The sequence below is a fragment of the Type-E symbiont of Plautia stali genome (assembly GCF_059731115.1).
Map to the genome: position 1 here is coordinate 3125082 of NZ_AP035906.1, position 25600 is coordinate 3150681.

Consider the following 25600-nt stretch of genomic DNA (forward strand, 5'->3'; position numbering starts at 1 on the left):
CTTAACTTAAGTTATTCATCTTCATCTGCAGCATTTGCTTCAACGCAGGAGAGGCCTGCGATTCAGCACCTTTGCTCCAGGCATCACGTGCGCCCTGCTTGTCGCCTTTGCTCAGCAGTGCTTCGCCACGAATGTCCGCAATAATGGCTGTCCAGCCATCCCCCTTAACATTGTTAAGAGTTGAAAGTGCGGCATCGGCCTGATTTTGCTGCAGTTGAATGCGCGCCAGACGCAGGTTAATCACCGCCTGCAGGTTGGCATCTTTGGTATCTTTCAGCCCGCTCTGAAGCAGCGTAATGGCTTTATCTAACTGATTTGCTTCAACGTACTGTTTCGCTAAATCGAGCGAAGCCAGTGCGCCATAAGTGTTGTTATTTTCATTGGCAAAGGCGGCAACCGCTTCCAGCGTTTGCGGCTTATCCGCCTGCATCGCAGTGGTCAGTTGTTGATACTGTGCCGACGCAGCTTTATCCGCACTATCCTGATGACTGGTCCAGAAACGCCAGCCACCCAGTGCAGCAATGCCGATGATCACACCCGCAGCCAGCGCTTTGCCGTTGTTCGCAAAGAACTGACGCAGTGCGTCAACCTGTTCGTTTTCGTTGCTGTAAACTTCCACGCAATCCCTCTCCTTTAAATGGCTGTTGCAGTGCTGCGTTTACTGCAGCAGCGTGCGCAATGTCGCAGCGGCTTCGCTTTGGGCAACGGTTTGTTGATCGCCTGTGCTCAGGTTTTTAATCACGACCTGGCCCGCTTTCACTTCGTCTTCGCCCAGCACCAGCGCAATGCGTGCGCCCCACTTGTCTGCACGGCCAAACTGCTTCTTGAAGTTACCACCACCGAAGTTGGTCATCAGCTTCAGCGCCGGATCTGCATCACGCAGTTTTTCCGCCAATTGCATCGCAGCGGACTGAACGCCCTGCCCCGAAGCGATAACATAGACATCAACAATGCGCGTCGGTTCAAATTCTGGATTAACCGCCTGGACCAGCAATACCAAACGCTCAAGACCCATGGCAAAACCGACCGCTGGCGTAGCGCGACCACCCAGCTGTTCAACCAGACCATCGTAGCGTCCACCGGCACACACGGTGCCCTGTGAACCTAAGCTGTTGGTCACCCACTCAAACACGGTGCGGTTGTAATAATCGAGGCCACGCACCAGACGCTGGTTCACGGTGTAAGCGATACCCGCGTCATCCAGCAGGCTGCACAGCCCGTCGAAGTGCGCGCGTGAGTCTTCATCGAGATATTCATTCAGCGTCGGCGCATCGTTCAGCAACAACTGGATGTCCGCGTTTTTGCTGTCGAGTACGCGCAGCGGATTGCTGTACATACGACGTTTGCAATCTTCATCCAGTTTGTCTTTGTGCTGCTCAAGGAAGGCCACCAGTGCGTCGCGGTAGTTCGCGCGCGCTTCCAGTGAGCCGATAGAGTTGAGTTCGAGACTCACGTGTTCAGCGATACCTAACGCTTTCCACCAGCGCGCGGTCATCATAATCAGTTCGGCGTCAATGTCCGGGCCTTGCAGACCAAACACTTCCGCACCAATCTGATGGAACTGGCGGTAACGACCTTTCTGCGGACGTTCGTAGCGGAACATCGGACCGATGTACCACAGACGCTGTTCCTGATTGTACAGCAGACCATGCTCAATACCGGCGCGCACGCAGCCCGCGGTGCCTTCCGGACGCAGGGTCAGGCTTTCACCGTTGCGGTCGTCAAAGGTATACATCTCCTTTTCAACCACATCGGTGACTTCACCGATAGCGCGTTTAAACAGCGGGGTCTGCTCTACAATCGGCAAACGGATTTCACTAAAGCCATAACTGGCCAGCACCTGCTTCAGGGTGCCCTCAATACGCTGCCAAATCGCAGTATCCGCCGGCAGGTAGTCGTTCATCCCACGGATCGCTTGAATATTCTTCGCCACGTTAGAATCTCTTAATACAAAAAAACCTGTCCGGCATCATACCTTATGAGGATGAAACCGCACAGGTTCAATCACAAACCGGCACGCGGCGGGCGCGCACCATCCCTTATTTTTCCAGCTGCTGCACGTTAATGCGGCGGCTTTCATCCAGCATGCTGGCCTTGGCACGAATACGTGCTTCCAGCTGGTCGATCATATTGTCGTTATCGAGGCGATCGCGCTGACGCACACCGTCCTCGTAGAAACCACTTTTACGGCTACCGCCCGTCACGCCCATGGTCGAAACAGTGGCTTCGCCAGGACCGTTCACCACACAACCGATAATCGAGATATCCATTGGCGTGATGATGTCTTCGAGACGTTCTTCCAACGCATTCACCGTCCCAATCACATCAAATTCCTGACGTGAACAGGTTGGGCAGGCAATAAAGTTGATACCGCGTGATCGAATGCGCAGCGATTTCAGAATGTCGTAACCGACCTTGACTTCTTCCACCGGGTCTGCCGCCAGAGAGATGCGCAGCGTATCGCCGATCCCTTCCGCCAGCAGCAAGCCCAGGCCGATCGCTGATTTTACTGAACCGGCGCGCGCGCCACCCGCTTCGGTAATACCGAGATGCAGTGGCTGATCGATGGCTTTTGCCAGCAGGCGATAAGATTCAACGGCCAGGAACACGTCAGAAGCTTTTACGCTCACTTTGAACTGATCAAAGTTGAGGCGATCGAGGTGATCAACATGGCGCATCGCGGATTCGAGCAGCGCCTGTGGCGTTGGCTCACCGTATTTTTCCTGCAGATCTTTTTCCAGTGAACCGGCATTCACGCCGATACGGATAGGAATGTTGTAATGGCGGGCACAATCCACGACCTGGCGGATACGCTCATTGTTGCCGATATTGCCGGGGTTGATGCGCAGGCAGTCGACGCCATATTCGGCGACTTTCAGTGCGATACGGTAGTCAAAATGAATGTCCGCCACCAGCGGCACATTGACCTGTTGCTTAATCAGTTTGAACGCTTCCGCCGCATCCATGGTAGGAACGGAGACGCGCACGATATCGACACCGACACGCTCAAGCTGGCGAATCTGGTTAACCGTGGCGTCCACATCCGTGGTGCGGGTGTTGGTCATTGACTGAACGGCAATGGGCGCACCATCACCAACCGGCACCTTGCCGACGTAAATCCGTGTTGATTTGCGACGGATAATGGGTGCTTCGTTATGCATATTCTCTCTCCACAATTACCCGGAAAGCGCGCTGCGCGTTATTGCGCACCCAGCGTCAGACGGGCAACCTGGTTATTACGGATAAAACGACTTAAATCAACGGGCTGATTCTGATATTGCACATCAACCGCACTCGGAGCGCCAATTTTCAGACGATACGGAGCCGTTCCGGACAAGCTGAGCTTACCGCCGCTACGTTGCAATCCGCTGAACAGCTTCTTGCCAGTAGCGTCGGTGACTTCCAGCCAGCAGTCGGCTTTGAAATTCATCACCACCGCATTTGGGTCACCCGCTGGCTGGCTTACCGCCGCGTTGCTGGTCGGCATTTGACCTGCTGGTACACTGTTGGCAGGTGCCGGAGAGGTGGCTGCTGGCGGTGCGTTATCGATCGGTGCCTGGCTCGGTGAAACCACGGCGTTATCGCTGCTGGTCGCAGGCGCAGTGGTGTTGGCAGCCGAAGCCGCGTTGTTGCTGGTACTCGGTGTCGCAACCGCACCGGCACCGTTATCCACCGGCGTACCGGCGGCATTGGTATCACTGTCAGTCGCGCTGTCAGTGCTGTTTTCACCCAGCGAAATAGACTGACTGTTATCGCTGCTGCTGCCATTCTGGTCAGCCATTGAGACCAGATCGGCCTGCGAGGCTTTATGGTTTTGCCACCACCACGCGCCGGTCAGACCGATGACGACAAAAATCACCAACCAGGTGAAAATCATCAGCCAGCCATCACGCTTTTTACGGCGCTTACCTAACGAGAAGCTCTGCATTGGCTCAATTTTGGCCGCGCGCACGGGAGCCTGCTTCGCCATCATCGGCAACAGGTCATCTTCCGGCACATGCACCAGACGAGCATAAGAACGAATGTAACCGCGCAAGAACGTCGAAGCTAAATCAGCTGGCGACTTATCCTCTTCAATGTCTCGTACGGTAGAAAGTTTCAGGCACAGGCGTTCAGCGACATTTTGCTGAGTCAGCCCCATCTGCTCACGGGCCAGACGCAGGCGTTCACCTGTGGAATGTACTGCAGAATTCTCTTGAGTGGCTTCAGTATTCATTAGCTAAATAACGCTGGTACTGTATCGATTGTGGAAAACTTCGCGCCAACCGGTCGCCATAACGTGTAACGTCAGCAGCGTTTCCCTGTTGCGCGGCGAAACGTATTTGTAACCACTGGCTCTCTGCCGTTGCGGGCAAACGCTGGTGGTACACTTCTAATAGCAGCGAAACCGCCATGCGATCCTGCTGTTCAAGCCGCCTTTCCACTTCCAAAAGCAGTTGACTGCCCTGCTCCGGTGCGGCAATCAGCGCGTTGCTCAAAGACTCGCGCGCTGAGGCACTCTCTCCAGCCTGCAGGTAACAATAGCCCGAAAACAGAAATGCATCCTGACGAGCTTCGATTTCCTGTGCAGCCATCGCCAGCTTAAACTGTTGATGCGCTTCGCCATACTGCCTTAAACCGCAAAGAAACGCACCGTAATTGTTAGCGATGTAGCCATTCGCTGGCGCTAACTGCTGGGCGCGTTGGTAGTGCCAATGGGTCTGCGCGCTATTCTGCTGCGCCTGTGCCAGCCGCGCAAGCGCCAACGGCACACGATAATCTCGCGGTGCGGCCCGCTCAGCGCGTAATAAATTACGCTGTGCTGCCTCAAAATCTTTCACTGCCAGGTAATGCAACCCCAGCTGTAACCTGATATCCGCAGCGCCTTGCTGAGCCGGTGAATTGACACACCCGGTTACAACAAAGGCCGCCAACATCACTGCCGATAATCCCTTATGCATTTCAGTCTCTCCCTCTGACATCGAGAGGAGAGACTGGCACGGCTTACGCCCGGTGGGTATCACCAGGCGCCATGTTTCAGAGCGCCTTCACAGAGATGGTTTCACCGGCCATTTTCTTACGCAAGGTGCGTTTGGTACGGTCGATAACGTCACCCGCTAACTGACCACAAGCCGCATCAATATCGTCGCCACGCGTTTTACGCACGATAGTGGTGAATCCGTAATCCATCAGTACTTTGGAGAAACGATCGATACGGCTGTTTGAGCTACGGCCATATGGCGCGCCCGGGAACGGGTTCCATGGGATCAGGTTGATCTTGCACGGCGTCTCTTTCAGCAGTGCAGCCAGCTCATGCGCGTTGTCGGTGCTGTCATTGATGTGATCCAGCATCACGTACTCGATGGTCACGCGGCCCTGATTGGCGTTCGATTTACCAATGTAGCGTTTAACCGCCGCGAGGAAGGTTTCGATGTTGTACTTTTTGTTGATCGGCACAATTTCGTCACGAATCGCATCGTTCGGTGCGTGCAGCGAAATCGCCAGTGCCACGTCGATCATATCGCCCAGCTTATCCAGTGCCGGCACTACGCCCGAAGTTGACAGCGTCACGCGACGTTTTGACAGACCAAAACCGAAATCATCCAGCATGATGTCCATTGCTGGCACCACGTTGTTCAGGTTGAGCAACGGCTCGCCCATGCCCATCATCACCACGTTGGTGATCGGACGCTGGCCGGTAATTTTCGCCGCGCCGATAATTTTCGCCGCGCGCCATACCTGACCAATGATTTCGGAAACACGCAGGTTGCGGTTGAAGCCCTGCTGCGCAGTCGAACAGAATTTGCACTCCAGTGCACAGCCTACCTGTGAAGAGACACACAGCGTTGCACGGTCAGCTTCCGGGATATACACGGTTTCGACCAGCTGATCGCCCACGCGAATCGCCCACTTGATGGTGCCATCGCTGGAACGCATCTCTTCCGCTACTTCCGGCGCACGGATTTCAGCGCGTTGCATCAATTTGCCACGCAGCACTTTGTTGATGTCAGTCATCTGCTCGAAATCATCGCAGCAGTAGTGGTACATCCACTTCATGACCTGATCGGCGCGGAACGGCTTTTCACCCATCTCTAAAAAGAATTCGCGCATCTGCTGACGGTTAAGATCCAGCAGGTTAATTTTTTCGTTTTTTGGGGAAACAACCACGGGGGAAGCGGACGACGGCGTCACAATCTGTTCGGACATAATGTTCTCTGGCCTCGTTGTTACACGTTACGGCTCTGGTTAAGAATAGGAAAAAAATAACGCCCTCGCTGAGCCAGGCTCAACAAGGGCGCATTATTGTACTACATCTGCTGCATGATGCCAGGGGAACGACTTTACCGATGAGGAAAAGGTGTAAAGTCGTTTATCCGCATTGGCAGCAACGCACTTAGCAAGTGCGTGGGCAGACTTCGTTCTCTGCGAAGAAGTAAGCGATTTCGCGTGCAGCAGATTCAGCTGAGTCAGAACCGTGGGTTGCGTTCTCAGTGAAGCTGTCAGCGTAGTCAGCACGCAGAGTACCAGCCAGTGCGTTGTCTGGGTTGGTTGCACCCATCAGGTCACGGTGACGCTGAACGGCGTTTTCGCCTTCCAGAACAGAAACAACCACTGGACCAGAAGTCATGAACTCAACCAGACCATCGAAGAATGGACGGCCTTTGTGCTCAGCGTAGAAGCCTTCAGCCTGCTCTTTGGTCAGGTGCAGCATTTTTGCGCCAACGATTTTGAAGCCTGCGCTTTCGAAACGGTTGTAGATAGCACCAATCACGTTCTTAGCGACGGCGTTTGGTTTAACGATAGAGAAAGTACGTTCGATTGCCATGATGACCTCTAGTTAGCATCCTGAAGAAACCGGGAATTCGCTCCCGGTAAGAAAACGCGCCGATTATAGGGACATCATCGGGCGTTGCCTATTGCCGATTGGTGGAATTATCGAAAATAATTGATTTTTGTCGGGGCGAACACGCGCAGAATCTGGCATACGCGGCTATTTAACCCCGAATAAATGAGACGGATGCCAGTTGGCCCGATTCATCCATTACCACCAGTTGATACTGGCCCGGTTCACTGAGGACCAGCGCCGCACTGTTTTGCCCCGCTTGCTGTTCCACCGGCTGCCCGTTCAAAAACCACCAGCGCTGCGATCCCCTTCCGCCTTGTACGGCAACCGGCAGCACCAATACCACTTTGCCTGGCAGCGGCTGCACACGCTGCCCCTCAATTACGCCGGTGATCAAGAGCGGTGGCGCACTGCCCTGATTTAAGGGTGGGCAGCGAGGATCAACAGGCGGCAGGCGCTGCTGGCGGCGTTCCGCCACTGGCAACCAGGGTTCCAGCGGCAGAGGCCACATCAAACGTTCGTGACTCTGCGCCTCGGGGCAATCGGCAGCCACGCGTAAGCTCTGCGGGTTTATCCAATAACGCTGACGTAAACCATTCACCCCTTCCTGACCGGGTGCCAACAGTGTCGGCGGCACGGTTTGATTCAGTATCCAGCTTTGGCGGCGCTGGCGGCAATTTTCGTCGCCCTGCGGCAAAGGTTGTCCTCCGGGCCAGCAAATGCTCATGGCGCTGACGCTCTTCGGCCGCGGATCGCGCGGTACGCCGTGCAGCGGCATATGCCCCGCCAGCAGGTTGTTGACCTGATTCATGACAGGCACCGCTGAAGCGAACCCAAACTGACCGGCAACCGGTGTGGCATCCGGTCTGCCAACCCACACGCCGATTAAATAGCGGGGCGTAATGCCAATCGTCCAGGCATCGCGATAGCCGTAGCTGGTGCCAGTTTTCCAGGCCAGCGGAGCAATATCCGGAACGGCGCCTGATGGCTGAGCTTCTCCGGCCAGAATACGCCGCACAATCCAGGCTGCGCCCGGCGAAAGCAGTGGTCGCTCTAGCAATGGCTGATTGGGCAGCCAGCGCAGCTGAGCGGCATTCCCCTGACGGGCAAAAGCGCTATAAGCCGCGACAATCTCATCCAGCCGCGCACCCGTGCCGCCGAGCACCAGTGAAAGATTGGGTTCGGCCCCTGCCGGAAAGCGCAGATTCAATCCAACGTTACGCAGGCGCGCCGCCACCGTTTTCGGGCCAAGAGCGTCCAGCAACTGCACGGCCGGCAGGTTCAGCGACCGCTCCAGCGCCTCGCTGGCACTTACCGGACCGTGAAAACCGGAGTCAAAGTTTCCGGGGCGATAATCACCGAAACGGCGCGGCACATCCTGCAGCAGTGATTCACCGTGGATCAGTCCCTCATCCAGCGCCATGCCGTAAACAAAAGGTTTTAACACCGATCCCGGCGATCGCACGCTGGAGATCATATCGACATGACCAAAGCGACTGTCGTCAGCGAATGACACCGAGCCAACATAGCCACGCACTTTCATATCCTGATGATCCACTACCAGCAGCGCCAGCGAGGTGCGTGGCGGCAACTGGGTTTTCATCGCTGACGCCAGACTCTCCAGCTCGCGCTGCAGCGACACATCAATGGTCGAGGTAATTTTGTTGTCGGGAGAGAGCGACAGCAGGCGGCGTGCCAGCAACGGTGCCATTTGCGGCGTTTGTCGCGGCGGCAACCACACCGTTTCCTGTTTAATATCCGCCACATCCTGCGCTGACCACACATGATATTCTGCCAGTCGATCCAGCACTTTATTGCGCGCCGCTTCCGCACGTTGCGGCCAGCGGTCCGGGCGCAGACGGCTCGGGGCCTGTGGCAGCACGGCGAGCAACGCTGCTTCACCTTTGGTGAGCTGAGATGGCGGCTTACCCAGCCACATCCAGCTTGCTGCGCCAATGCCTTCCACCGTGCCGCCAAACGGCGCACAATTAAGATAGAGTGTGAGAATGTCACGCTTGGATAAATGCCACTCCAGCTGTAGCGCTCGCCAGGCCTGAACCACCTTGCCACGCAGCGTACGCGGTTGTGGGTCGATCAATCGCGCTACCTGCATCGTTAGCGTGCTGCCGCCTGACACAATGCCGTGATGCAGCAGGTTTTGCCCGATGGCACGCACAATCGCCATCGGATTGATGCCGGGATGGTGCCAGAACCAGCGATCTTCGTAAGTGAGCAGCGCCTGAATATAGTCGGGCGAGACCTCCTCCAGCGTCACCGGATAGCGCCAGACGCCTTGCTTGTCGGCAAAGCGCCACAGCGGCGTGCCATCCTCCGCGACCACCACACGTGCAGGCTGCACTTCCTGCAACGGCAAAGGATCCAGTCGATCCAACAGCCACAGGCTCGCTAACAGCAGCAGTAAAAAAAGCGGCAGCCAGCGCCACCGCTTCAGTGCATGACCTTTTTTCATTACCGCTTAGCGCACATTCAGTTTTTCCGGCGTGGTGCCAATCGCGCGCCACTCTGGCACATACATCGACTCAACCTGCGGTGGCGGCAGACGATAGCTACCCGGCGTCACCGCGCGTGCCAGATACAGCAGCGTGGCTGGTGTGTAGCCATCCAGCGCCAGTGCCGCAACGAAGCGGTCATCACGGAACTCAATGTGTTTGATGTTGGCTTGTTGCATATCCATCATGCTCTCTTTCAGTGCATCGGCGCTGTCGCCCAGGCTGGCGCTACTGTCACTCAGGTTCTGGTTTTCCAGTTCCAGCCCCGCCGGCAGTAAATCCACCACCAGCGCATCGCTCACCCGCTCGCTGGCCGCCACTTTCAACCGCACCACCAGCAATTCACCACTTTTCAGGCTGGTGAGGTCGGCAGGCTTACCGTCGAGGGTGAAATACTCGCGGGTAATCTTCAGCACGTTGCTGATCGGCGACGGTGCTGTTTGCGGATAACCCACCACATTGAGCGTGCCGTAAAGCGGCGAAGTATTGTCGCTTTTCACCGACAAGCCCTGGCGGAGCTGATCTTCGCTGATCCCCATGTTCAGCGTCTGATTGCTGCTCAGCGGTTCGCTTCTGCCCTGCAATATTGCTTGCCACCGTTCACCTTTGTGCTGCTGCAAGGTGCGTGCGGCGAGGAACAGCGCATTGTTTTCCTGGGTGGAGAACCAGCGCTGACCATGTACCGCTTTCGCCAGATCAATCAGTAATGGCCCTTGCATATCGGGCAGCAGTTGGTTTTCAGTGATGAGGGCAAGAATCAGCGCGCGGTCACGCACCGGGCTGCCGTAATCACCCAACCAGCTGTTGGGTTTGCGCTCCAGCCCTATGCCCTGTGCCAGCGCCAACTGCGCACGCTGTTGATCACCCATCAGTTTCAGCGCCACACCCAGTTGCACCAGCGCCAGACCTGATTTTGCCTGCTCACGCTTGTCGTACAGTGCACGCAATGCACCGAGCGGCGCCTGTTGCTGTCTTGCTAATACCAGCCCGGCGTAAGCTTGCACACTGAAACGCAATCCATCGGCATCGCTGCTCCAGCTGGTTTCTATTTGTGCCGGGTCCTGCAGATAGCGCAGCAAGCGTTCATCGGCGCGGCTGATCACCCCTTCCGGCACGCTGTAGCCCGCTTCACTGGCACGCAGCAGGAAATCGGTGACGTAAGCCGTCAACCAGAATTCCTCCTGACTCTCTTTGCTCCACAAACCAAAGCTGCCATTGCCACGCTGCATACCTGCCAGGCGCGCAATACCGGTTGCGATCGACGCCCGGCGCGCCTCGTCGGTGCTGGTTTTGATACCCAGCGCATCCAGCTGTGCTTTGTTGGTGAACACCGATGGCCAGATGCCGCTGGCGGTCTGCTCAAGGCAGCCGTAAGGATAGGCATACAGCTGGCTAATAAAGCTGGCAATATTCAGCGGCGGTCGATTGCTGAGCGACAGCTGCCCGGTCAGCGTATCCTTTTGCAGGCCGCTAAAGGCACTCGCCACCACCTGCCAGCTTTGGCCAGTTTGCATCACATTGTCGAAACTCAGGGTTTGGGCTGGATAAGCCGGGCGTACGCCGATGGTCCATTTACGCTCGCTGGGCTCCAGCGTCTCACCCGGCAGACTCATGCCAGAGACTTTGAGCTGCACCGACCCCTCACCAAAGGCGCCCTGGGCTTTAACCGGGATTTGCAAGGTCGTGCGCGCACCTTTCGCCAGCTGCACGCTAGAAGTGACCGTGCCGTTCAGGGCGATCAGTCCCTGCGTTGTTACGTCGACTTTTAACGTCTGCGGCTGATCAGTCAGGTTGGTGAGATCCAGCGCCAGCGTCGACTGGTCACCGCTGGCCATAAAGCGCGGCGTCGCCAGTTCACTGATGAGCGGCGCGGCCACCACCATTTTGCGATCCGCTGAGCCGAAGCTGTCAGCACTCCATACCTGCGCCATCAAGCGTAACTCGCCATTAAAGGCCGGAATCGGGAGATCGATGGTGCCTTCGCCGTTGGCATCCAGCGTGACTGGCTGCAGCTGTTGTGCGACGATCTGCACATCGCTGACCGGCTTTTTACCCCCTCGCGACAGTGCATCGGCATCATCGCCGTCACCACCAAAGCGCAGTGCCGCCAGCTTGCCACCGCCTTCGATGAGCTGACCATAGACATCATATTGATCGGCGTTGTAACGCTTACGGCCAAAGAACGCGTCCCATGGATTTGGCGTTTTGTAATCAGTGATGCTCAACACGCCGCTGTCCACCGCTGACAGCAAGACCTGAACCTGCTTAGGCAACTCGCCGCCTTCACGGCTGGCTTTCACCTTCACTTTGATTGTCTGCTCAGGGCGGATTTTTTCGGGCGCATCCATCGCCAGATTGAGACGTCGCGCTTCGGTCGCCATCGGCAAATGCAGCAGCCCTACTGCCCTTTTCGGCGTGGTGCCGTTGGCTTTATCGCCGTCACGCACCACGATGGCGCTGAGATAAAGATCGTGACGCTTCCAGCTTTCGTTAATCGGCACATCAATGCTTGCGCCACCCACAGGTACTTCTAATGGCTGCCACCACAGCGTGCCACTGCTGGATTCCACCATCAGATACCCTTTACCGGCAGCCGGTGATTCCACCTGAACTTTAGCGGTATCACCCGGTTGATAGGCACTTTTATCAATTTTCAGTTTGACCTGATCGGGACGTAACGCGCCGGTGCCGTCGGTGTTGTCCTGCCACCAGTAGCCCGCATTAAAGCGCACGCTGCTGACAATGTTCTCTCCCGCATGCACCTCCAGGCGATAGGTGCCCCACTCCACCGGGAAGCTGATTTTCTGGCTGCCGCCCGCGGTAATAGTGATGCGCTGCTCGTCTTCCTGCAGATCTTTCTGGTCATAACGCGACTGCCAGCCTTCGCTGTCTGAGAAGCTCCAGAAGTAGTCACGGCGTTCGTGGATCAGGCGCACATCCAGATCCTGCGCCGCCAGTTTCTCGCCTTGCGGATTGGCATACACCACATCAAATTCCGCCAGGCCGTTTTCAGGTACAGTCGGCTCATCGCGGTAACGATCGGTGCGATAGTCATAAACTGACTCACTGTTAAACAGTGGACGGATACCCGGCAGTGCAGGCGCGGGCCAGATCGATTGAGTCGCGCGACGTGTCACCGGACGCCCACCGGTTTCCAGCAGGCTGGCTTGCAGTATCAGGTTGAGCGGCGAATGACTTTCTGCCCAGCTGCTTTCCACGTTGAGCTGCAGTTTGCCGCTCTCATCCAGCTTTTCATCAACGTCATCGAGACTGCGTTTCAGATCTTCAGTGATATCGCCAAATTGATAGCCTGGCAGCGCTACCACAGCTTCACGCGCCGGGCGCAGGAACAGTTGCCCCTGCAACTCATTACCCGCCGCTGGTGCGCCATACAGATAACGGCCCTCAACATCAAAGGTCACTGAGGCGTCCGGTGCCAGCGGCTGTTCGCTGTTGCTCAATGCCAGCGCCATACGTTCTGGCAGGAAATCTTCGACATGGAACGACCAGTTGCGCGGCTGGTTATCACCGCTGTTGATGCGCAGCGTCCATTCACCGGTCATGGCTGAAGCTGGAAGAGCAAAGCGCTGCTGGTACACACCGTTCTCCGGCTGCCAGACAAAGATCTGGGTGACTTCACCATTAGGCTGCACCACTTCGGCTTTGACCGGTTGTGGCGGCAACGGCTTGCCATCGGCATCACGCAGCAGCGCATTAACGATCACCGTTTCACCGGGGCGATAGAGATCGCGCGGGCCGAACAAGAAGAACTGCTTGTCATAACCCTGCGGACCATCAATCGGGAATTCGGCGAGATCCAACGCCGGACGATTGAGATCGATCAGAGAGGTTTGCCCTTTCTGCGTTGCCAGCAGCAACTTGCCTTTGGCGTTGGCGGGCAGGCGCAGATGGCCATTGCTGTCACTGGTGCCACTCGCCAGCTGTTGGCCTTTCTCGTCCAGCAGTTGCACATTGACGTCATCTAGCGGTGCGCCATTGGCGAGGCTTTGCGTAAAGAGTTCCAGTTGATCCGGGAAGCTATGCAGCGATAAACCAATGTCACTGAGCGTAAACAGGGTTGCTGGCTGTGTGTAATTGTAGGTTCCGGCCTGTTTCATCACCGCCAGATAAACACCGGGCTGCTTGAGCGCATCCACATCGCTGAGCGGCAGCTGCATCTTCTCACGCGTGTTGCGGGCCGGATTGAGATCAAAACGTCCACTGTAGACCAGATCGGCATTTTTCAGTAAATCGCGTGATTCCCAGTACGACAGGTTATTACCGTAATTCCACTGGGCGAGAAAATCGGCCAGTACGGCGCTTTTCACCCGGAAGAAATCGACATCAATGTTGTTCACATTGAGTGCCAGCACCGGTAATCCCTGCGTCAGGCGCAGCGGCAGCAGTGATCCCCGGCTGGCGAAACCCACCATCGGCTGGATATCGCGGGTAGTCAGCGTCTGGCTGAAAGGGCTGGATAAGGTACTGCCATCGGCGGCCTTGAGGCCGGCATCGACGGTCACTGTTAATTTGCGCGACGGTTCAGGATGGCGGAAGCGTAGCGCCTTGCCATTTTGCGCCAGTTCCCAGCCGCCATCGACCTTACCGCTTTTCTCATCGCTGATATGGACCCGCGCGTTCAAGTCCTGTTTGCTATCGATGGCAGTATTGAAACTCAGCACCAGTGCTGATGCGCCATCCAGTTGCAGCTCGGAAAGGTCGATCACCGAGATCGTTTTCGCCGCATTTTGCACCACAGGCGTATCCTCAGCCTGCGCAGGCAGCAAAGCGCCGCCCAATAGTGTTCCGCCGATCAGCACGCTGAGCAGCAGTCGATTAACGCGTTTTGCCATGGTAAGTCCCTCACCAGCCCCAAAGGTTAAAATAGTGTGCTGCGCAATTTCACATCAACCTACTCACTTTAGCAACGATACCCTTGAGATAGCGTTCACATTCCCGGACACTGGTCCTTTCCGTTTTCTGATGATTGAGAAGAGGTTGTTGCGATGACAGCTCCCCTGTTTGTCTCTGCCGATTGGTTAAAAGAGCATTACACCGATGAAACGTTGCAGGTATTAGATGCGCGCATGTTGCCGCCAGGTCAGGAAGCGGTGCGTGATATCCAGGCGGAATATCTGGCAGGGCATTTGCCCGATGCGCCTTATTTCAATATCGAAGCTTTGTCCGATCACACCAGCGCTTACCCGCATATGATGCCGCGCCCGGAAGCTTTTGCCGTGGCGATGCGCGAACTGGGTGTTAATCAGGATAAACACCTGGTGGTGTATGACGAGGGCAACCTGTTCTCTGCACCCCGCGCATGGTGGATGTTGCGCGCCTTTGGCTGCGTCAATGTGTCGATTCTGGCGGGCGGTTTGCAGGGCTGGAAAGCGGCAGGCTTTGATGTCGCTTCAGGCCCAGTTAACCTGCCGGAAGGCGAGTTCGAAGCTCATTACGATCAGGGGCTGGTGAAACGCCTGACCGATGTGTTGTTGATCAGCCATGAAGGCGGCGCGCAGATCGTTGATGCCCGAGCGGCTAACCGCTTTAACGCAGAAGTGGATGAACCGCGTCCGGGCCTGCTGCGCGGGCACATCCCGAATAGCTTGAATATGCCGTGGAACAATCTTGTGGCGAACGGCGAGCTGAAACCGGCGGCTGAACTGCGCGATTTGTTTGAAAAAGCCGGCATTAAATTGGATCAGCCCATTATCGCCAGCTGCGGTTCGGGTGTAACGGCGGTGGTGGTGATTCTGGCACTAACCTCGCTGGGCGTGCGTGACGTCACCCTGTATGACGGATCCTGGGGCGAATGGGGTAGCCGCGACGATTTACCGATTGAGAAATAAAGTTTAGCTAGCCGATTAAACTGCTGAGCATGGCAATGAAGGGGGTTGCAGAACAAACTTCTGAGCCTGCTAATGATGATTTGACTACCGCGCAATAAATTGCGCCGCTACCCGATAAGTGCGATCTGTAGCGGCGCGATCAGATAAGTGCGATCCGTAGCGGCGCGATTTATCGCGCGTATCTTAAGCCGGACAATGGCTGTCAGATGCGCAATAAATTGCACCGCAGCTAGCGATGTTTAGATAATCCGCTGACTGCCTTTGAAGTCGCGCAGGAAACTCCCCCAGCGACGTTCATAAAATGGCGTGATGTGCGCGGTAAAGAAGTGGCTGACGCCTTTCTCGTCGACCACCACTTCGCAGATATCAATCGGTGCGTCATCCGCCAGCGTATCGGTTGCCACGCTGCCTGCCGCCTGAATAATCTCATCGATATTGCTATCGGCTTCGATACCGATCAGTAGATTCGGCTCTTCCATAGCATTCTCACGAATGCTGGCGATGTAAGCACGACGCACCTGTTTATATTTAGCAAACAGCTGCGTCAGAGAATCAATCATCTGCGCGGGCGGTTCAGCCACTTCCGACAGAAGCAGGGCATGGCCGCCTTCCAACACCGTTTGCTGACTCAGCGCACTGCCCTCTTCACCGATCAGATGGGCGATTTCACCTGGCGAAAACTCTTTACCCGCCGGTAATTTGGGATTGAGGAACAAGCTCTCACCCAGGGTCATTTCAAACAGCGTGCGCGCGGGCAGGCGCAGATAAGGCTGCTCTTCTTTAATTGCTTCGCCCATCGCCTCTTCTGAGGTGAAGAACGGGATAACGCTGCCGCCACCCTCTTTTTCCCAATGCAGCAATTCCACGGGCGAAGTGGCATCAAACTGCTCTGCAGGACTTTCACCTGGCACCCAAATGTCAGATTCCAGCAGCAGTTGAAAGAATTCCGGACGGTGCGCAGGCTCAGTGGCGGCCAGCTTTAGCACCTCTTCAAGACGATTGCTCATTTATCAAGTTCCAAAAAAACGGCAAGCTCATGCATGAGGTTTGCCGCTTAAGCGCTGTTCGGTCGCCATCAATGACGACCCTACACAATACTGATGAAGGATGCACATCAACGACGACCTGACGTAGGTTGCACATCAATGGCGACCAGACGAAAGGTGCATGCACATCAATGGCGGCCTGACGTGGGTTACACATCTATCTGCGACCTGACTTAGGGTTCGCATTGATGCGCGCCGGTTTTACTTCAGCAGCAGATTGGCAATAGTGCGCACACCCAGACCGGTGGCACCCGCTGACCACTGATCCACCGCGCTTTTACGGTAAGTGGCAGAACAGTCAATGTGCAGCCAACCCTGCTGATACTTGCTAACGAAGTAAGAGAGGAACGCCGCCGCGCTGCTGGCGCCTGCTGCATGCGCAGGGCTGGCAATGTTGTTCAAATCGGCAAAGTTTGACGGCAGATGGCTGCGATGGAACTCCGCCAGCGGCAGACGCCAGAAGGCTTCGTTTTCACCAGTTGCACTGCCCAGCAGAGATTCCGCCAGTACATCGTCAAAGGTAAACAGGGCGTGATAATCGTTGCCCAGCGCCGTTTTCGCGGCACCGGTCAGGGTCGCGGCATCGATCAGCAGTTCAGGATTTTGCTCGCTGGCATCAATCAGGCCATCAGCCAGCACCAGGCGCCCTTCCGCATCGGTGTTCATCACTTCCACGGTTTTACCGTTACGATAGCGGATGATGTCGCCGAGACGGAACGCGTTACCGCTCACCATGTTGTCAGCACAGCACAGGAACAGCTTCACACGTTTGGTCAGGCCACGCGCAATCGCCAGCGCCAGCGCGCCAGTTACCGTTGCCGCACCGCCCATATCGGATTTCATCGAATCCATAAACGCGCTCTGCTTCAGGCTATAACCACCGGTATCAAAGGTGATGCCTTTTCCGACCAGACAAGCGTATACCGGCGCATTTTCATCGCCGGTGGGGTTGAAGTCGAGCGCCAGCAGCACAGGTGCGCGGGTTGAACCACGGCCCACGGTGTGAATACCGGCATAACCCTGCTCACGCAGATCTTCGCCTTTAGTGATGCGATAACTCACTGCGTCACCGCCCACTTCGCTGATCAGATCGATCGCGCTGTGCGCCAGTTGTTCCGGACTCAGATCTTCCGCTGGAAGGTTAATGGTGTCGCGCACCCAGTCAACAATCTTCAGACGACGATCAAATTCAGTTTGATCGTTTTCGCTTAATGCTGGCCACTCTACCTGGCGCTTGCCTTTCGGGCTGCGATAGCCTTGCCAGAATGCCCAGCACTTCTCTAAATCCCACTCTTCGCCGCTCAGGGCAACGTGGCGAATCCCCTGACCGTCCAGCTTACGCCCCGCGCGCTGGATGCTCATCAGCGCATCGGCGCCAGTCAGGTGAAGGGTCATGCCACTTTCAGTGCTGCTCAGCAGTGCTTTTTCACCCCAGCGCGCATCGGCGGCCTGGGAGCTGAGCGTAATTGTCATCGGTTGTGTTGTCATCGCGTGGCTCCGTTTGCGTTAGGTGTCACCTTACGCCAGAACCGGCGCAAGGGGTGCATGAATTAGCGGGACGTGGCGGGCGTTAATGCCCGTAAACGGCTTACCGCTTTATTGACCAGCTCAATGGCATAGTCAATTTCCTCTTCGGTAGTGAAGCGTCCCAGCGAGAAGCGCAGCGAGCTGTGTGCCAGCTCCTGCTCAACGCCCATGGCGCGCAGTACATAAGAGGGTTCGAGACTGGCCGAGGTACAGGCAGAACCGGACGACAGCGCCAGATCTTTCAGCGCCATAATCAGTGATTCGCCATCGACCTGAGCAAAACTGAGGTTGAGGATATTCGGTGCGCCCTGCTCCAGCGAACCGTTAATATTCACATTCTCTAACTGACTGATGCCGTGCCACAGACGTTGGCGCATGGCCGCCAGACGCGCCATTTCACTGCTCATCTCTTCACGTGCAACGCGATACGCTTCGCCCATGCCCACGATTTGATGCACCGGCAAGGTTCCGGATCGCATACCGCGTTCATGACCGCCGCCGTGCATCTGCGCATCGATCTGTAATTTAGGTTTACGACGCACCCACAGCGCACCAATGCCTTTCGGACCGTAGATTTTATGCGCTGAAAACGACATCAGATCCACCGGCAGTGCCGCAACATCAATCGGCAATTTGCCGACGCTTTGGGTGGCATCAACATGAAACAGGATGTCACGCGCGCGGCACAAGGCTCCGAGCGCGGCGATATCCTGAATCACGCCGGTTTCGTTGTTCACATGCATCAGGGAAACCAGCACCGTGTCATCGCGCAGTGCGGCTTCCAGCATCGCAGGCGTGACAATGCCATCGCTGCCGGGTTGCAGATAGGTGACGTCGAAGCCTTCACGCTCCAGTTGCTGGCAGCTATCGAGCACTGCTTTGTGCTCAGTTTGACTGGTAATAATGTGTTTGCCGCGCGCCTGATGGAATTGAGCCGCGCCTTTAATGGCGAGGTTATCAGCTTCGGTGGCACCGGAAGTAAAAACGATTTCACGCGGATCGGCATTGACCAGCTCTGCAATCTGATTGCGCGCCACATCAACGGCTTCTTCTGCCTGCCAGCCAAAACGGTGAGAACGGGAAGCGGGGTTACCGAAGGTGCCATCCAAAGTAAGAAACTGCATCATTTTGGTGGCGACACGCGGATCGGCAGGCGTTGTCGCTGCGTAATCCAGATAGATCGGTAATTTCATTGCGCTAAAACTCCGTATAAAAAAACATACGTCTTTATAGCACGATTCAGCCCCGGCTGTGTGAACAGCAAGGGCTGAAGGGGAGCGGATTAAGCACGCAGATTAACGTTGATGGTTTCCTGCATACGATGCTGCTGGAAGCGGCGAGTGTCGTTCATGTTCTGACGATCTGCCACATCCAGGATTTCCTGGTTGTTTACCAGTTCAGCCAGCGTGATGTTGTTGAGGAATTCGCTGATGCGTTCGCTCAGGTCACGCCACAGGACGTGAGTCAGGCAGCGCTCGCCACCCTGGCAGCCTTCTTTGCCCTGGCACTTGGTGGCATCAACAGATTCGTCAACCGCCGTGATCACCGCGCCAACGGCAATCGCGCTAGCATCTTTACCTAACAGATAACCGCCACCTGGACCACGAACGCTGGCCACTAAACCGTGCTTACGCAGACGTGAGAATAACTGCTCCAGATAGGAGAGCGAAATGCCCTGACGCTCAGAAATGTCAGCCAGCGGCACCGGGCCCTCGTTTGAGTGCAGTGCAACGTCCAGCATAGCGGTTACGGCATAACGTCCTTTGGATGTCAGTCTCATAGCATACAACCTCGTAAGCGTCCGTCCGGGTATCGGCGGGCTATCTGATGAATTGACGCCAGTCTGCCATTCCTGAGTAAAACGGTCAACTATTTAACCAAGTAATTTACTCAACTATTTAACCAACTGTTTTACTCAACTATTACCCTTATTACCTTTAGGCTTTTGGAACGAAGCCAGCATACCCCGCAGGATATTGAGTTCATCACGTTCCGGACGCGCGCGGGTGTAGAGACGGCGCAGTTTGCTCATCACCTGACTCGGGGTGCCTTCGCGGATAAAGCCGCTCTCCAGCATCATCTTCTCAATGTGTTGATAGAAGCGCTCCAGATCGTCCACCAAAGGATAAGGGGATTCTTCTTCTTGCGGTTGTGGGCTGGCTTTCTCCTGCGCATCCAGCCATGCCATACGCACTTCGTAAGCAATGATCTGCACTGCCATCGCCAGGTTTAGCGAGCTGTATTCCGGATTTGCCTGAATGGCGACGTGATAGTGGCACTTCTGCAACTCTTCGTTGGTCAGGCCCACACGTTCACGACCAAACACCAGTGCAACCGGTGCCTGCTGGCCCTCTTCCACGCTTTTGATACCGCATTCACGCGAATCCAGCATCGGCCAGGGCAGCGATCGGGAACGCGCGCTGGTGCCGACAACCAGGCTACAGCCCGCAATCGCTTCGTCCAGCGTATCCACGATTTTTGCATCGCCAATTACATCGCTGGCGCCGGCGGCAAGAGAGATGGCCTGCGAGTCAGGTTTGACCAGCGGGTTGACCAGATAAAGATTGGTTAAGCCCATGGTTTTCATGGCGCGAGCAACAGAGCCCATGTTGCCAGTGTGCGAGGTTTCAACCAGTACGATTCGGATATTTTGCAGCATAATAGTGAGCGGTGAGAAAATGATGGCGCGTAGCCTAGCATAAAAGCAGGACATTTGCTGAACACCCTGATATACTCCGCGCCGTTTTCACCCGTTCTTTAACATCCAGCGAGAGATACCGATGCATCCGATGCTCAACATCGCCGTGCGCGCAGCGCGCAAGGCCGGAAATTTAATTGCCAAGAATTATGAAACCCCGGACGCTGTCGAAGCCAGCCAGAAAGGCAGCAACGACTTCGTTACCAATGTTGACCGTGACGCAGAACGTCTGATTATCGAAGTGATTCGTAAATCCTACCCGCAACACTCCATCATCACCGAAGAAAGCGGTGAACTGGCGGGCGATGATCAGGACATTCAATGGGTAATCGATCCGCTGGATGGCACCACCAACTTCATCAAACGTTTACCACATTTCTCTGTATCTATCGCTGTGCGCATCAAAGGCCGCACCGAAGTGGCTGTGGTCTACGATCCAATGCGCAACGAACTGTTCACCGCTGTACGCGGTCAGGGCGCACAGCTCAATGGTTATCGTCTGCGTGGCAGCACCGCGCGTGACCTGGATGGCACCATCCTGGCAACCGGCTTCCCGTTCAAGCTGAAACAGCACGCAACCCCTTACATCAACATCGTGGGCAAACTGTTCACTCAATGTGCTGACTTCCGTCGCACCGGTTCTGCTGCGCTGGATCTGGCTTACGTGGCCGCTGGCCGCGTGGACGGTTTCTTTGAGATCGGTCTGAAGCCATGGGATTTCGCTGCGGGTGAACTGCTGGTACGTGAAGCGGGCGGCCTGGTGACAGACTTCACCGGCAACCATGGCTACATGATGTCAGGTAACATCGTTGCAGGTAACCCACGCGTTGTGAAAGCCATGCTGGCGACCATGCGTGAAGAACTGAGCGAAGCGCTGAAGCGCTAAGCACCAAAAAGGCGGATATCATATCCGCCTTTTTTTACGCCGTTAAAACGGTCGTAACCCGCTACTCATCATCGGCTGTGCGCTTTGCCACAGTAACCACCCTGCCAGTACCAGCAGAATCCCACCTGCTAATCCTAATGCCGGCATAATGATTTTCGCCCCGTGCGACATTGCACTGTTTGCCCCTAGCTTTTCAGCTAATCGCCGCGATCGTTGAACTAATAAGCCCATTGCGGAGACCGTGACCGCCGTACCGATGGCCATGGCCACCGCCGAGGCCACACCCCACGCATAAACACCAATCACCTTAGAAAACAGCAGCATCATGATGGCGCCAGAACAGGGACGCATGCCCATGGAGAACACTACCAGCGCCTGGGTTTTCCCGCTCACCGCGCGATCCATCTGTTCAGCACTCGGCAGATGCGCATGACCGCATCCGCAGTGTTCATCATGCTGGTGATGTGGGCGAATGGCGTGAATCTGAATCTTCGCCGACGCGGGACGTAATAGCGGAAGTAATGTACGCAGCGCACGCCAGCCGACCCACACGCCCAGCGCCATCACCAGCAGATAACTGCCCTTCTCCAGCCAGTAACTGCCGAGATGCATTTGCCGCGATGAGGTTTGCAATACCACCAGCATCACTGTGACCAAACCAATCGCCACACCGCCTTGTAACAGTGCGGCCAGTAGCGTCAGTTTCATGCTGGTTTTCAGCTTCGCGGGATGCGTCGCCAGGAAGGTGCTGATCACCACTTTGCCGTGCCCTGGGCCCAGCGCGTGCAGCACACCATAAGCCAGGCTAAAAAGCATTAAAGTCACGCCCGCCTGCTGAGGCTGGTCAGCGACTTGTTGCAGGAGTTGGGTCATTTCGCGATTGAGGACTTTCTGCCACAACACGCTTTGCAGCAAAATTTGCGACCAGTGCTGCCACAGGGTATATCCGGCAGCAAGCATCACTATGGCCAGCAACCAAAGCGGCCACAGTCTGCGTGAACGAGAAGGCAGAGAAATCAATGACATGTCAGGGTTACCGTTTGCGCGAATTGCTGACCAAGATCCATGTCTTCCGGCGGCGCATCGGCTTTATCCAGCGACAGCGCATATTGCTTGAGCGAGTCATCCGGTTTGGGGGTGTGTAAGTCTATCTGGCAGTGTGCTTTTACGCCGTCGTCCATGGTTAATGCCTGTGGGTTATCGTAATACATATCAACAAAGTAGCTCGGATCGAAGGTCTGAATACGATACTGTTTCGCACTCAGCGACTGGGGTTCGCCAAACGGCACAATAAACTCCAGCACTGCTTTGTTGCCGTTGCGCGACAAATTGTACTCTTTGGGCAAATTCAGGAACTTCACCCGCGTTTTGTCCTGCCATACCTCTGAGAAGTAATGTTGCCCCAACACGTTCGCCATCACCTGCGCCGCCAGCTTTTTCCATACCACGTCACCGGGTTTCGCTTTGCCGGCATCGTAAAGCAGATCGGCTGAAGTAATTTCATCCATGGTCCACACCATTTTCATGCCTGTCAGATGATCGTTTTCGCTGACAAACTCGTTTTTCATATCGATAAAGCTGTGCGGATGAGACCAGGCTGCAGCGCTGAACAACAGCGTAAAAGGAATGAGTGCAATTTTCATGTGTTATAAAGTAACAATTCTCAAGTGAAGATTATACTGGTCCAGAAAAACTGTGACCCGCCTAAAAGCTCTGAGCAAAAGTCACGACAAAGTGCAGGGTTACCGAGTGGAGTTAGCTATTCTTAGCTCAAAAATGACCCGCGGATAATACTATTGATGAGTTCTGCACCTTCATCTGCACCACTCTTCAGCCGTGCCCAGCGTCGTTGTCATCTGCTATTGCTACTGTTTCTGCCTGCTCCCGCGCTAACGCTTGAAAAGCTCTGCCAGTTAAATGGTGTTGATCCTGCCGTTGCCCGACAGGATATCGCGGATGTCGGTGATGAGATACAGCGCTTCCATCAACTGGAGTTACACCAGATGGTGGATGGCAGCTTCCGCATACATGGGACGGAACTGGACAGGCGGCTCTGCCTGCTCCATTGGCTGCGACGCGCGCTGCGCCTGTCGCAGGATTTCGTCTGCGAACATTTTGCTCCCGTGCTGCGTCAGCGCCTGAAAGTCCTCAATATCGAAAAGGCGCTGTGGGATGAAACCAATCTGCAGGCGTTAATTCAACATTGTAGTCTGCGACTAAGCCGCGATTTCACGCCGCGCGATCGCCTGTTTCTGCAAATTTTTATGAAGTACGCGCTGTGCCAACGGCAAAATGCACTGTTTAATGAAAAACAGCGGGCATGGCTGGCAGCAAAAACCGAGCGTGCTGCCGCAGATGATGTGATCCACCACTGGCAGAAACGCTGCCATCTAGCGCCGGACGTTAGCGAAACCGACTTCTGGACGCTGCTGTTCAGTTTGATTCATGCGCCGGATGGGAATCAGCTTGAAGACCACCAGGCGCAGCAGCTCATGCTGGCCGTAGAAGCGTTAATCGCCCGTTTTGAACAGCTGGCGCAGACACGCGTCAAAAATCAGCACGAGCTGAAATTGCAATTATTCACGCATCTGGCGCAAGCGCTGGATCGCAGTCACTTTGCCATTGGGATTGATAACAGTGTGGCATTGGACGTGGCGCGTCTTTATCCACGTTTACTGCGCACCACCGAACGCGCGCTGTATCACTTTAGCAGTGATTTCGGCACGGAATTTAGCGCGGAGGAAGTGAGTCTGGTTGCAGTGTTGTTCGGTGCCTGGCTGATGCAGGATAGCGCACTGCAGGAGAAGCAGGTACTCCTGTTGACCGGCGCGGATGCGGCAATGGAACAATTACTGGAGCAGCAAATCCGCGAGATAACGCTGCTGCCAATCAACATCACTTATCAGGATATGCTGCACTTTCAACGAGAAGGTGCACCGCGTGACGTGGCGCTGGTGATCACACCCTACGCCACATCGTTACCGTTGTTTTCACCGCCGCTGATCCACGCCGAGCTGCCGCTGAGCTACCATCAGCAGCAACGCATTCGTCAACTGCTGGAAGCTTAAGCGGCGCGCGGACGAAGGAACAATGCAGGAAGCGCCACCAGTGCCATCACCCAGAACAGATGTCCCTGTAAATGGGTAAACAGCACACCGCTGATCATCGTCATCACGGCAATCCCGCCGCCCATCGCCAGTGCAGAGTAAAGCGACTGCAATCGAATCACCTCGGCCCCTTTGCGCGCGGCAATAAAGCGCATCGCTGCCAAATGGCATACGGTGAAGCTGCCACAATGCAAAATCTGAGCAGCAATGAGCAGCGGCAGCGCGGTGCTGGATCCCAGCATCACCCAGCGCACTAACGCACAGCAGCAAGAAAGCAGCAGCAAGTCGCGGGCACTCCAGCGACGGAACAGACGATTGCTCAGCGCGAAGATGACGATTTCCGCCACCACGCCCAACGACCATAGATAGCCAATCACCGATGCGGAATAACCTGCTTCCTGCCACCAGATAGCACTGAAGCTGTAATAAGCTGCATGTGCCCCCTGCATTAGCGTCACGCATAACATAAAGCGCCAGACCGCGTTCTCCCGTAGCATATCGCGCCACGCCGTCCAACCGCCGCTTGCCCCCTGCCGCACATCACCTTGTGGCCGGGTTTTGGGTACTAACATCATGCCGCTAAGCATGGCCAGCAAGCCCACACTCAGCAGTGCCAGAATCGCCTGTGATGACCAGGCACTCACCAGCATCCCCGTCAGCGCAGAGCTAATCACAAACGCCAGCGAACCCCATAGCCGCACCGGGCCATAAGCCAGACCAATTTGCTGCGTCCAGGTCGCTGCCAGCGCATCGCTGAGCGGCACCAACGGCGAGAAAAACAGGTTGAAGCCCACCATGACCAGTAACAGCCATAACCATTGGCCGCCAAACCAGAAACCTAACGCAAAAAGGCACGTCATCAATGCCAGCAGCCGCAACGCCAGAATCAGCTGAGAAGGGTTTTTAACCTGCGAGGCGATCAGCAGGCTACCGACAAATCGCGCCACCATGCCGCAACCGAGCAGTAAGCCGATTTTTTCAGCATCCAGGCCTATGCCTTTGAGCCAGACGCTCCAGAAAGGTAAGTAGATGCCGTAACAGAAGAAGTAGGTGAAGTAGCTGAGTCCCAGCCATCTGGCCGATCCGATGGTCATTTTGCCTACCACAGGCATGTCAGCTGCGCCCGCAGCCCATTGGGCCGCTACTTTGTCAGA

At 55.6% G+C, this 25600-nt stretch carries 20 protein-coding genes; 3 read left to right on the forward strand and 17 right to left on the reverse strand.

Annotation, left to right across the window (positions count from 1 at the left end; genetic code table 11):
- Position 1: 1 nt before the first annotated feature.
- The 9 genes from AC6I8L_RS14355 to AC6I8L_RS14395 all read right to left on the reverse strand — a co-directional run bounded on the left by AC6I8L_RS14355 (position 2) and on the right by AC6I8L_RS14395 (position 14186).
- Complete coding sequence (locus tag AC6I8L_RS14355; protein ID WP_058959136.1) at positions 2 to 619, reverse strand: YfgM family protein; 618 nt, start codon at positions 617 to 619, stop codon at positions 2 to 4.
- A gap of 39 nt (positions 620 to 658) precedes the next feature.
- On the reverse strand, positions 659 to 1933 hold the full coding sequence (gene hisS, locus AC6I8L_RS14360; RefSeq protein ID WP_058959137.1) for a histidine--tRNA ligase: 1275 nt from the start codon (positions 1931 to 1933) through the stop codon (positions 659 to 661).
- A 106-nt stretch (positions 1934 to 2039) separates the two neighbouring features.
- On the reverse strand, positions 2040 to 3161 hold the full coding sequence (gene ispG / locus AC6I8L_RS14365; RefSeq protein ID WP_034825671.1) for a flavodoxin-dependent (E)-4-hydroxy-3-methylbut-2-enyl-diphosphate synthase: 1122 nt from the start codon (positions 3159 to 3161) through the stop codon (positions 2040 to 2042).
- A gap of 38 nt (positions 3162 to 3199) precedes the next feature.
- The gene (rodZ, locus tag AC6I8L_RS14370) at positions 3200 to 4216 is read right to left on the reverse strand and encodes a cytoskeleton protein RodZ (RefSeq protein WP_058959138.1); all 1017 of its coding nucleotides are present in this window, start codon (positions 4214 to 4216) and stop codon (positions 3200 to 3202) included.
- Positions 4206 to 4940, reverse strand: coding sequence for a type IV pilus biogenesis/stability protein PilW (pilW, locus tag AC6I8L_RS14375; protein ID WP_058959139.1), 735 nt, complete (start codon positions 4938 to 4940; stop codon positions 4206 to 4208). Before pilW ends, rodZ begins: the two co-directional genes overlap by 11 nt.
- A 76-nt stretch (positions 4941 to 5016) precedes the next feature.
- Positions 5017 to 6186, reverse strand: a complete 1170-nt coding sequence (gene rlmN, locus AC6I8L_RS14380; RefSeq protein WP_034825665.1) for a dual-specificity RNA methyltransferase RlmN — start codon at positions 6184 to 6186, stop codon at positions 5017 to 5019.
- 187 nt (positions 6187 to 6373) lie between these two features.
- Complete coding sequence (ndk, locus tag AC6I8L_RS14385) at positions 6374 to 6805, reverse strand: nucleoside-diphosphate kinase (protein ID WP_058959141.1); 432 nt, start codon at positions 6803 to 6805, stop codon at positions 6374 to 6376.
- A 169-nt stretch (positions 6806 to 6974) separates the two neighbouring features.
- Entirely contained in the window at positions 6975 to 9293 is a 2319-nt protein-coding gene (gene pbpC / locus AC6I8L_RS14390) for a peptidoglycan glycosyltransferase PbpC (RefSeq protein WP_058959142.1), read from the reverse strand.
- Positions 9294 to 9299: 6 nt separating this feature from the next.
- A complete protein-coding gene (locus tag AC6I8L_RS14395; RefSeq protein ID WP_058959143.1) occupies positions 9300 to 14186 on the reverse strand; it encodes an alpha-2-macroglobulin family protein in 4887 nt (1628 codons plus the stop codon).
- A gap of 153 nt (positions 14187 to 14339) precedes the next feature.
- On the opposite strand from AC6I8L_RS14395, the gene sseA reads away from it, so the two are divergent.
- Complete coding sequence (gene sseA, locus AC6I8L_RS14400) at positions 14340 to 15182, forward strand: 3-mercaptopyruvate sulfurtransferase (protein ID WP_058959144.1); 843 nt, start codon at positions 14340 to 14342, stop codon at positions 15180 to 15182.
- Between the two features lie 239 nt (positions 15183 to 15421).
- Here the strand turns inward: sseA and sseB are convergent, their stop codons facing one another.
- The 5 genes from sseB to trmJ all read right to left on the reverse strand — a co-directional run bounded on the left by sseB (position 15422) and on the right by trmJ (position 20414).
- On the reverse strand, positions 15422 to 16189 hold the full coding sequence (gene sseB, locus AC6I8L_RS14405) for an enhanced serine sensitivity protein SseB (RefSeq protein ID WP_058959145.1): 768 nt from the start codon (positions 16187 to 16189) through the stop codon (positions 15422 to 15424).
- A 240-nt stretch (positions 16190 to 16429) separates the two neighbouring features.
- Positions 16430 to 17716, reverse strand: coding sequence for an aminopeptidase PepB (gene pepB, locus AC6I8L_RS14410; protein WP_058959146.1), 1287 nt, complete (start codon positions 17714 to 17716; stop codon positions 16430 to 16432).
- Positions 17717 to 17778: 62 nt separating this feature from the next.
- The gene (locus AC6I8L_RS14415; protein ID WP_058959147.1) at positions 17779 to 18948 is read right to left on the reverse strand and encodes an IscS subfamily cysteine desulfurase; all 1170 of its coding nucleotides are present in this window, start codon (positions 18946 to 18948) and stop codon (positions 17779 to 17781) included.
- 89 nt (positions 18949 to 19037) lie between these two features.
- Positions 19038 to 19535 (reverse strand): Fe-S cluster assembly transcriptional regulator IscR, encoded by a 498-nt coding sequence (gene iscR / locus AC6I8L_RS14420; protein ID WP_058959148.1) that lies wholly within the window; start codon positions 19533 to 19535, stop codon positions 19038 to 19040.
- A 135-nt stretch (positions 19536 to 19670) separates the two neighbouring features.
- On the reverse strand, positions 19671 to 20414 hold the full coding sequence (trmJ, locus tag AC6I8L_RS14425; protein ID WP_058959199.1) for a tRNA (cytosine(32)/uridine(32)-2'-O)-methyltransferase TrmJ: 744 nt from the start codon (positions 20412 to 20414) through the stop codon (positions 19671 to 19673).
- Positions 20415 to 20535: 121 nt separating this feature from the next.
- On the opposite strand from trmJ, the gene suhB reads away from it, so the two are divergent.
- Positions 20536 to 21339, forward strand: a complete 804-nt coding sequence (gene suhB / locus AC6I8L_RS14430) for an inositol-1-monophosphatase (RefSeq protein ID WP_058959149.1) — start codon at positions 20536 to 20538, stop codon at positions 21337 to 21339.
- A 42-nt stretch (positions 21340 to 21381) separates the two neighbouring features.
- On the opposite strand, the gene AC6I8L_RS14435 is transcribed toward suhB, so the two are convergent.
- On the reverse strand, positions 21382 to 22365 hold the full coding sequence (locus tag AC6I8L_RS14435) for a nickel/cobalt transporter (protein ID WP_058959150.1): 984 nt from the start codon (positions 22363 to 22365) through the stop codon (positions 21382 to 21384).
- Entirely contained in the window at positions 22356 to 22982 is a 627-nt protein-coding gene (locus AC6I8L_RS14440; protein WP_058959151.1) for a DUF1007 family protein, read from the reverse strand. Before AC6I8L_RS14440 ends, AC6I8L_RS14435 begins: the two co-directional genes overlap by 10 nt.
- Positions 22983 to 23138: 156 nt before the next feature.
- Between AC6I8L_RS14440 and csiE the strand changes: the two genes are divergently transcribed.
- Positions 23139 to 24407, forward strand: coding sequence for a stationary phase inducible protein CsiE (gene csiE, locus AC6I8L_RS14445; protein WP_045814928.1), 1269 nt, complete (start codon positions 23139 to 23141; stop codon positions 24405 to 24407).
- On the opposite strand, the gene AC6I8L_RS14450 is transcribed toward csiE, so the two are convergent.
- Positions 24404 to 25540: a 3-phenylpropionate MFS transporter gene (locus AC6I8L_RS14450; protein WP_058959200.1), complete on the reverse strand. Its 1137-nt coding sequence runs from the start codon at positions 25538 to 25540 to the stop codon at positions 24404 to 24406. The genes csiE and AC6I8L_RS14450 overlap by 4 nt on opposite strands.
- Between the last annotated feature and the right edge of the window lie 60 nt (positions 25541 to 25600).

Bases quoted from the DNA above. Each gene is read 5' to 3' on its own strand.
- ispG (WP_034825671.1), bottom strand. From the start codon at position 3,161: ATGCATAACGAAGCACCCATTATCCGTCGCAAATCAACACGGATTTAC.
- rodZ (WP_058959138.1), bottom strand. From the start codon at position 4,216: ATGAATACTGAAGCCACTCAAGAGAATTCTGCAGTACATTCCACAGGT.
- pilW (WP_058959139.1), bottom strand. From the start codon at position 4,940: ATGCATAAGGGATTATCGGCAGTGATGTTGGCGGCCTTTGTTGTAACC.
- rlmN (WP_034825665.1), bottom strand. From the start codon at position 6,186: ATGTCCGAACAGATTGTGACGCCGTCGTCCGCTTCCCCCGTGGTTGTT.
- ndk (WP_058959141.1), bottom strand. From the start codon at position 6,805: ATGGCAATCGAACGTACTTTCTCTATCGTTAAACCAAACGCCGTCGCT.
- pbpC (WP_058959142.1), bottom strand. From the start codon at position 9,293: ATGAAAAAAGGTCATGCACTGAAGCGGTGGCGCTGGCTGCCGCTTTTT.
- AC6I8L_RS14395 (WP_058959143.1), bottom strand. From the start codon at position 14,186: ATGGCAAAACGCGTTAATCGACTGCTGCTCAGCGTGCTGATCGGCGGA.
- sseA (WP_058959144.1), top strand. From the start codon at position 14,340: ATGACAGCTCCCCTGTTTGTCTCTGCCGATTGGTTAAAAGAGCATTAC.
- sseB (WP_058959145.1), bottom strand. From the start codon at position 16,189: ATGAGCAATCGTCTTGAAGAGGTGCTAAAGCTGGCCGCCACTGAGCCT.
- pepB (WP_058959146.1), bottom strand. From the start codon at position 17,716: ATGACAACACAACCGATGACAATTACGCTCAGCTCCCAGGCCGCCGAT.
- AC6I8L_RS14415 (WP_058959147.1), bottom strand. From the start codon at position 18,948: ATGAAATTACCGATCTATCTGGATTACGCAGCGACAACGCCTGCCGAT.
- iscR (WP_058959148.1), bottom strand. From the start codon at position 19,535: ATGAGACTGACATCCAAAGGACGTTATGCCGTAACCGCTATGCTGGAC.
- trmJ (WP_058959199.1), bottom strand. From the start codon at position 20,414: ATGCTGCAAAATATCCGAATCGTACTGGTTGAAACCTCGCACACTGGC.
- suhB (WP_058959149.1), top strand. From the start codon at position 20,536: ATGCATCCGATGCTCAACATCGCCGTGCGCGCAGCGCGCAAGGCCGGA.
- AC6I8L_RS14435 (WP_058959150.1), bottom strand. From the start codon at position 22,365: ATGTCATTGATTTCTCTGCCTTCTCGTTCACGCAGACTGTGGCCGCTT.
- AC6I8L_RS14440 (WP_058959151.1), bottom strand. From the start codon at position 22,982: ATGAAAATTGCACTCATTCCTTTTACGCTGTTGTTCAGCGCTGCAGCC.
- csiE (WP_045814928.1), top strand. From the start codon at position 23,139: ATGAGTTCTGCACCTTCATCTGCACCACTCTTCAGCCGTGCCCAGCGT.
- AC6I8L_RS14450 (WP_058959200.1), bottom strand. From the start codon at position 25,540: ATGACCATCGGATCGGCCAGATGGCTGGGACTCAGCTACTTCACCTAC.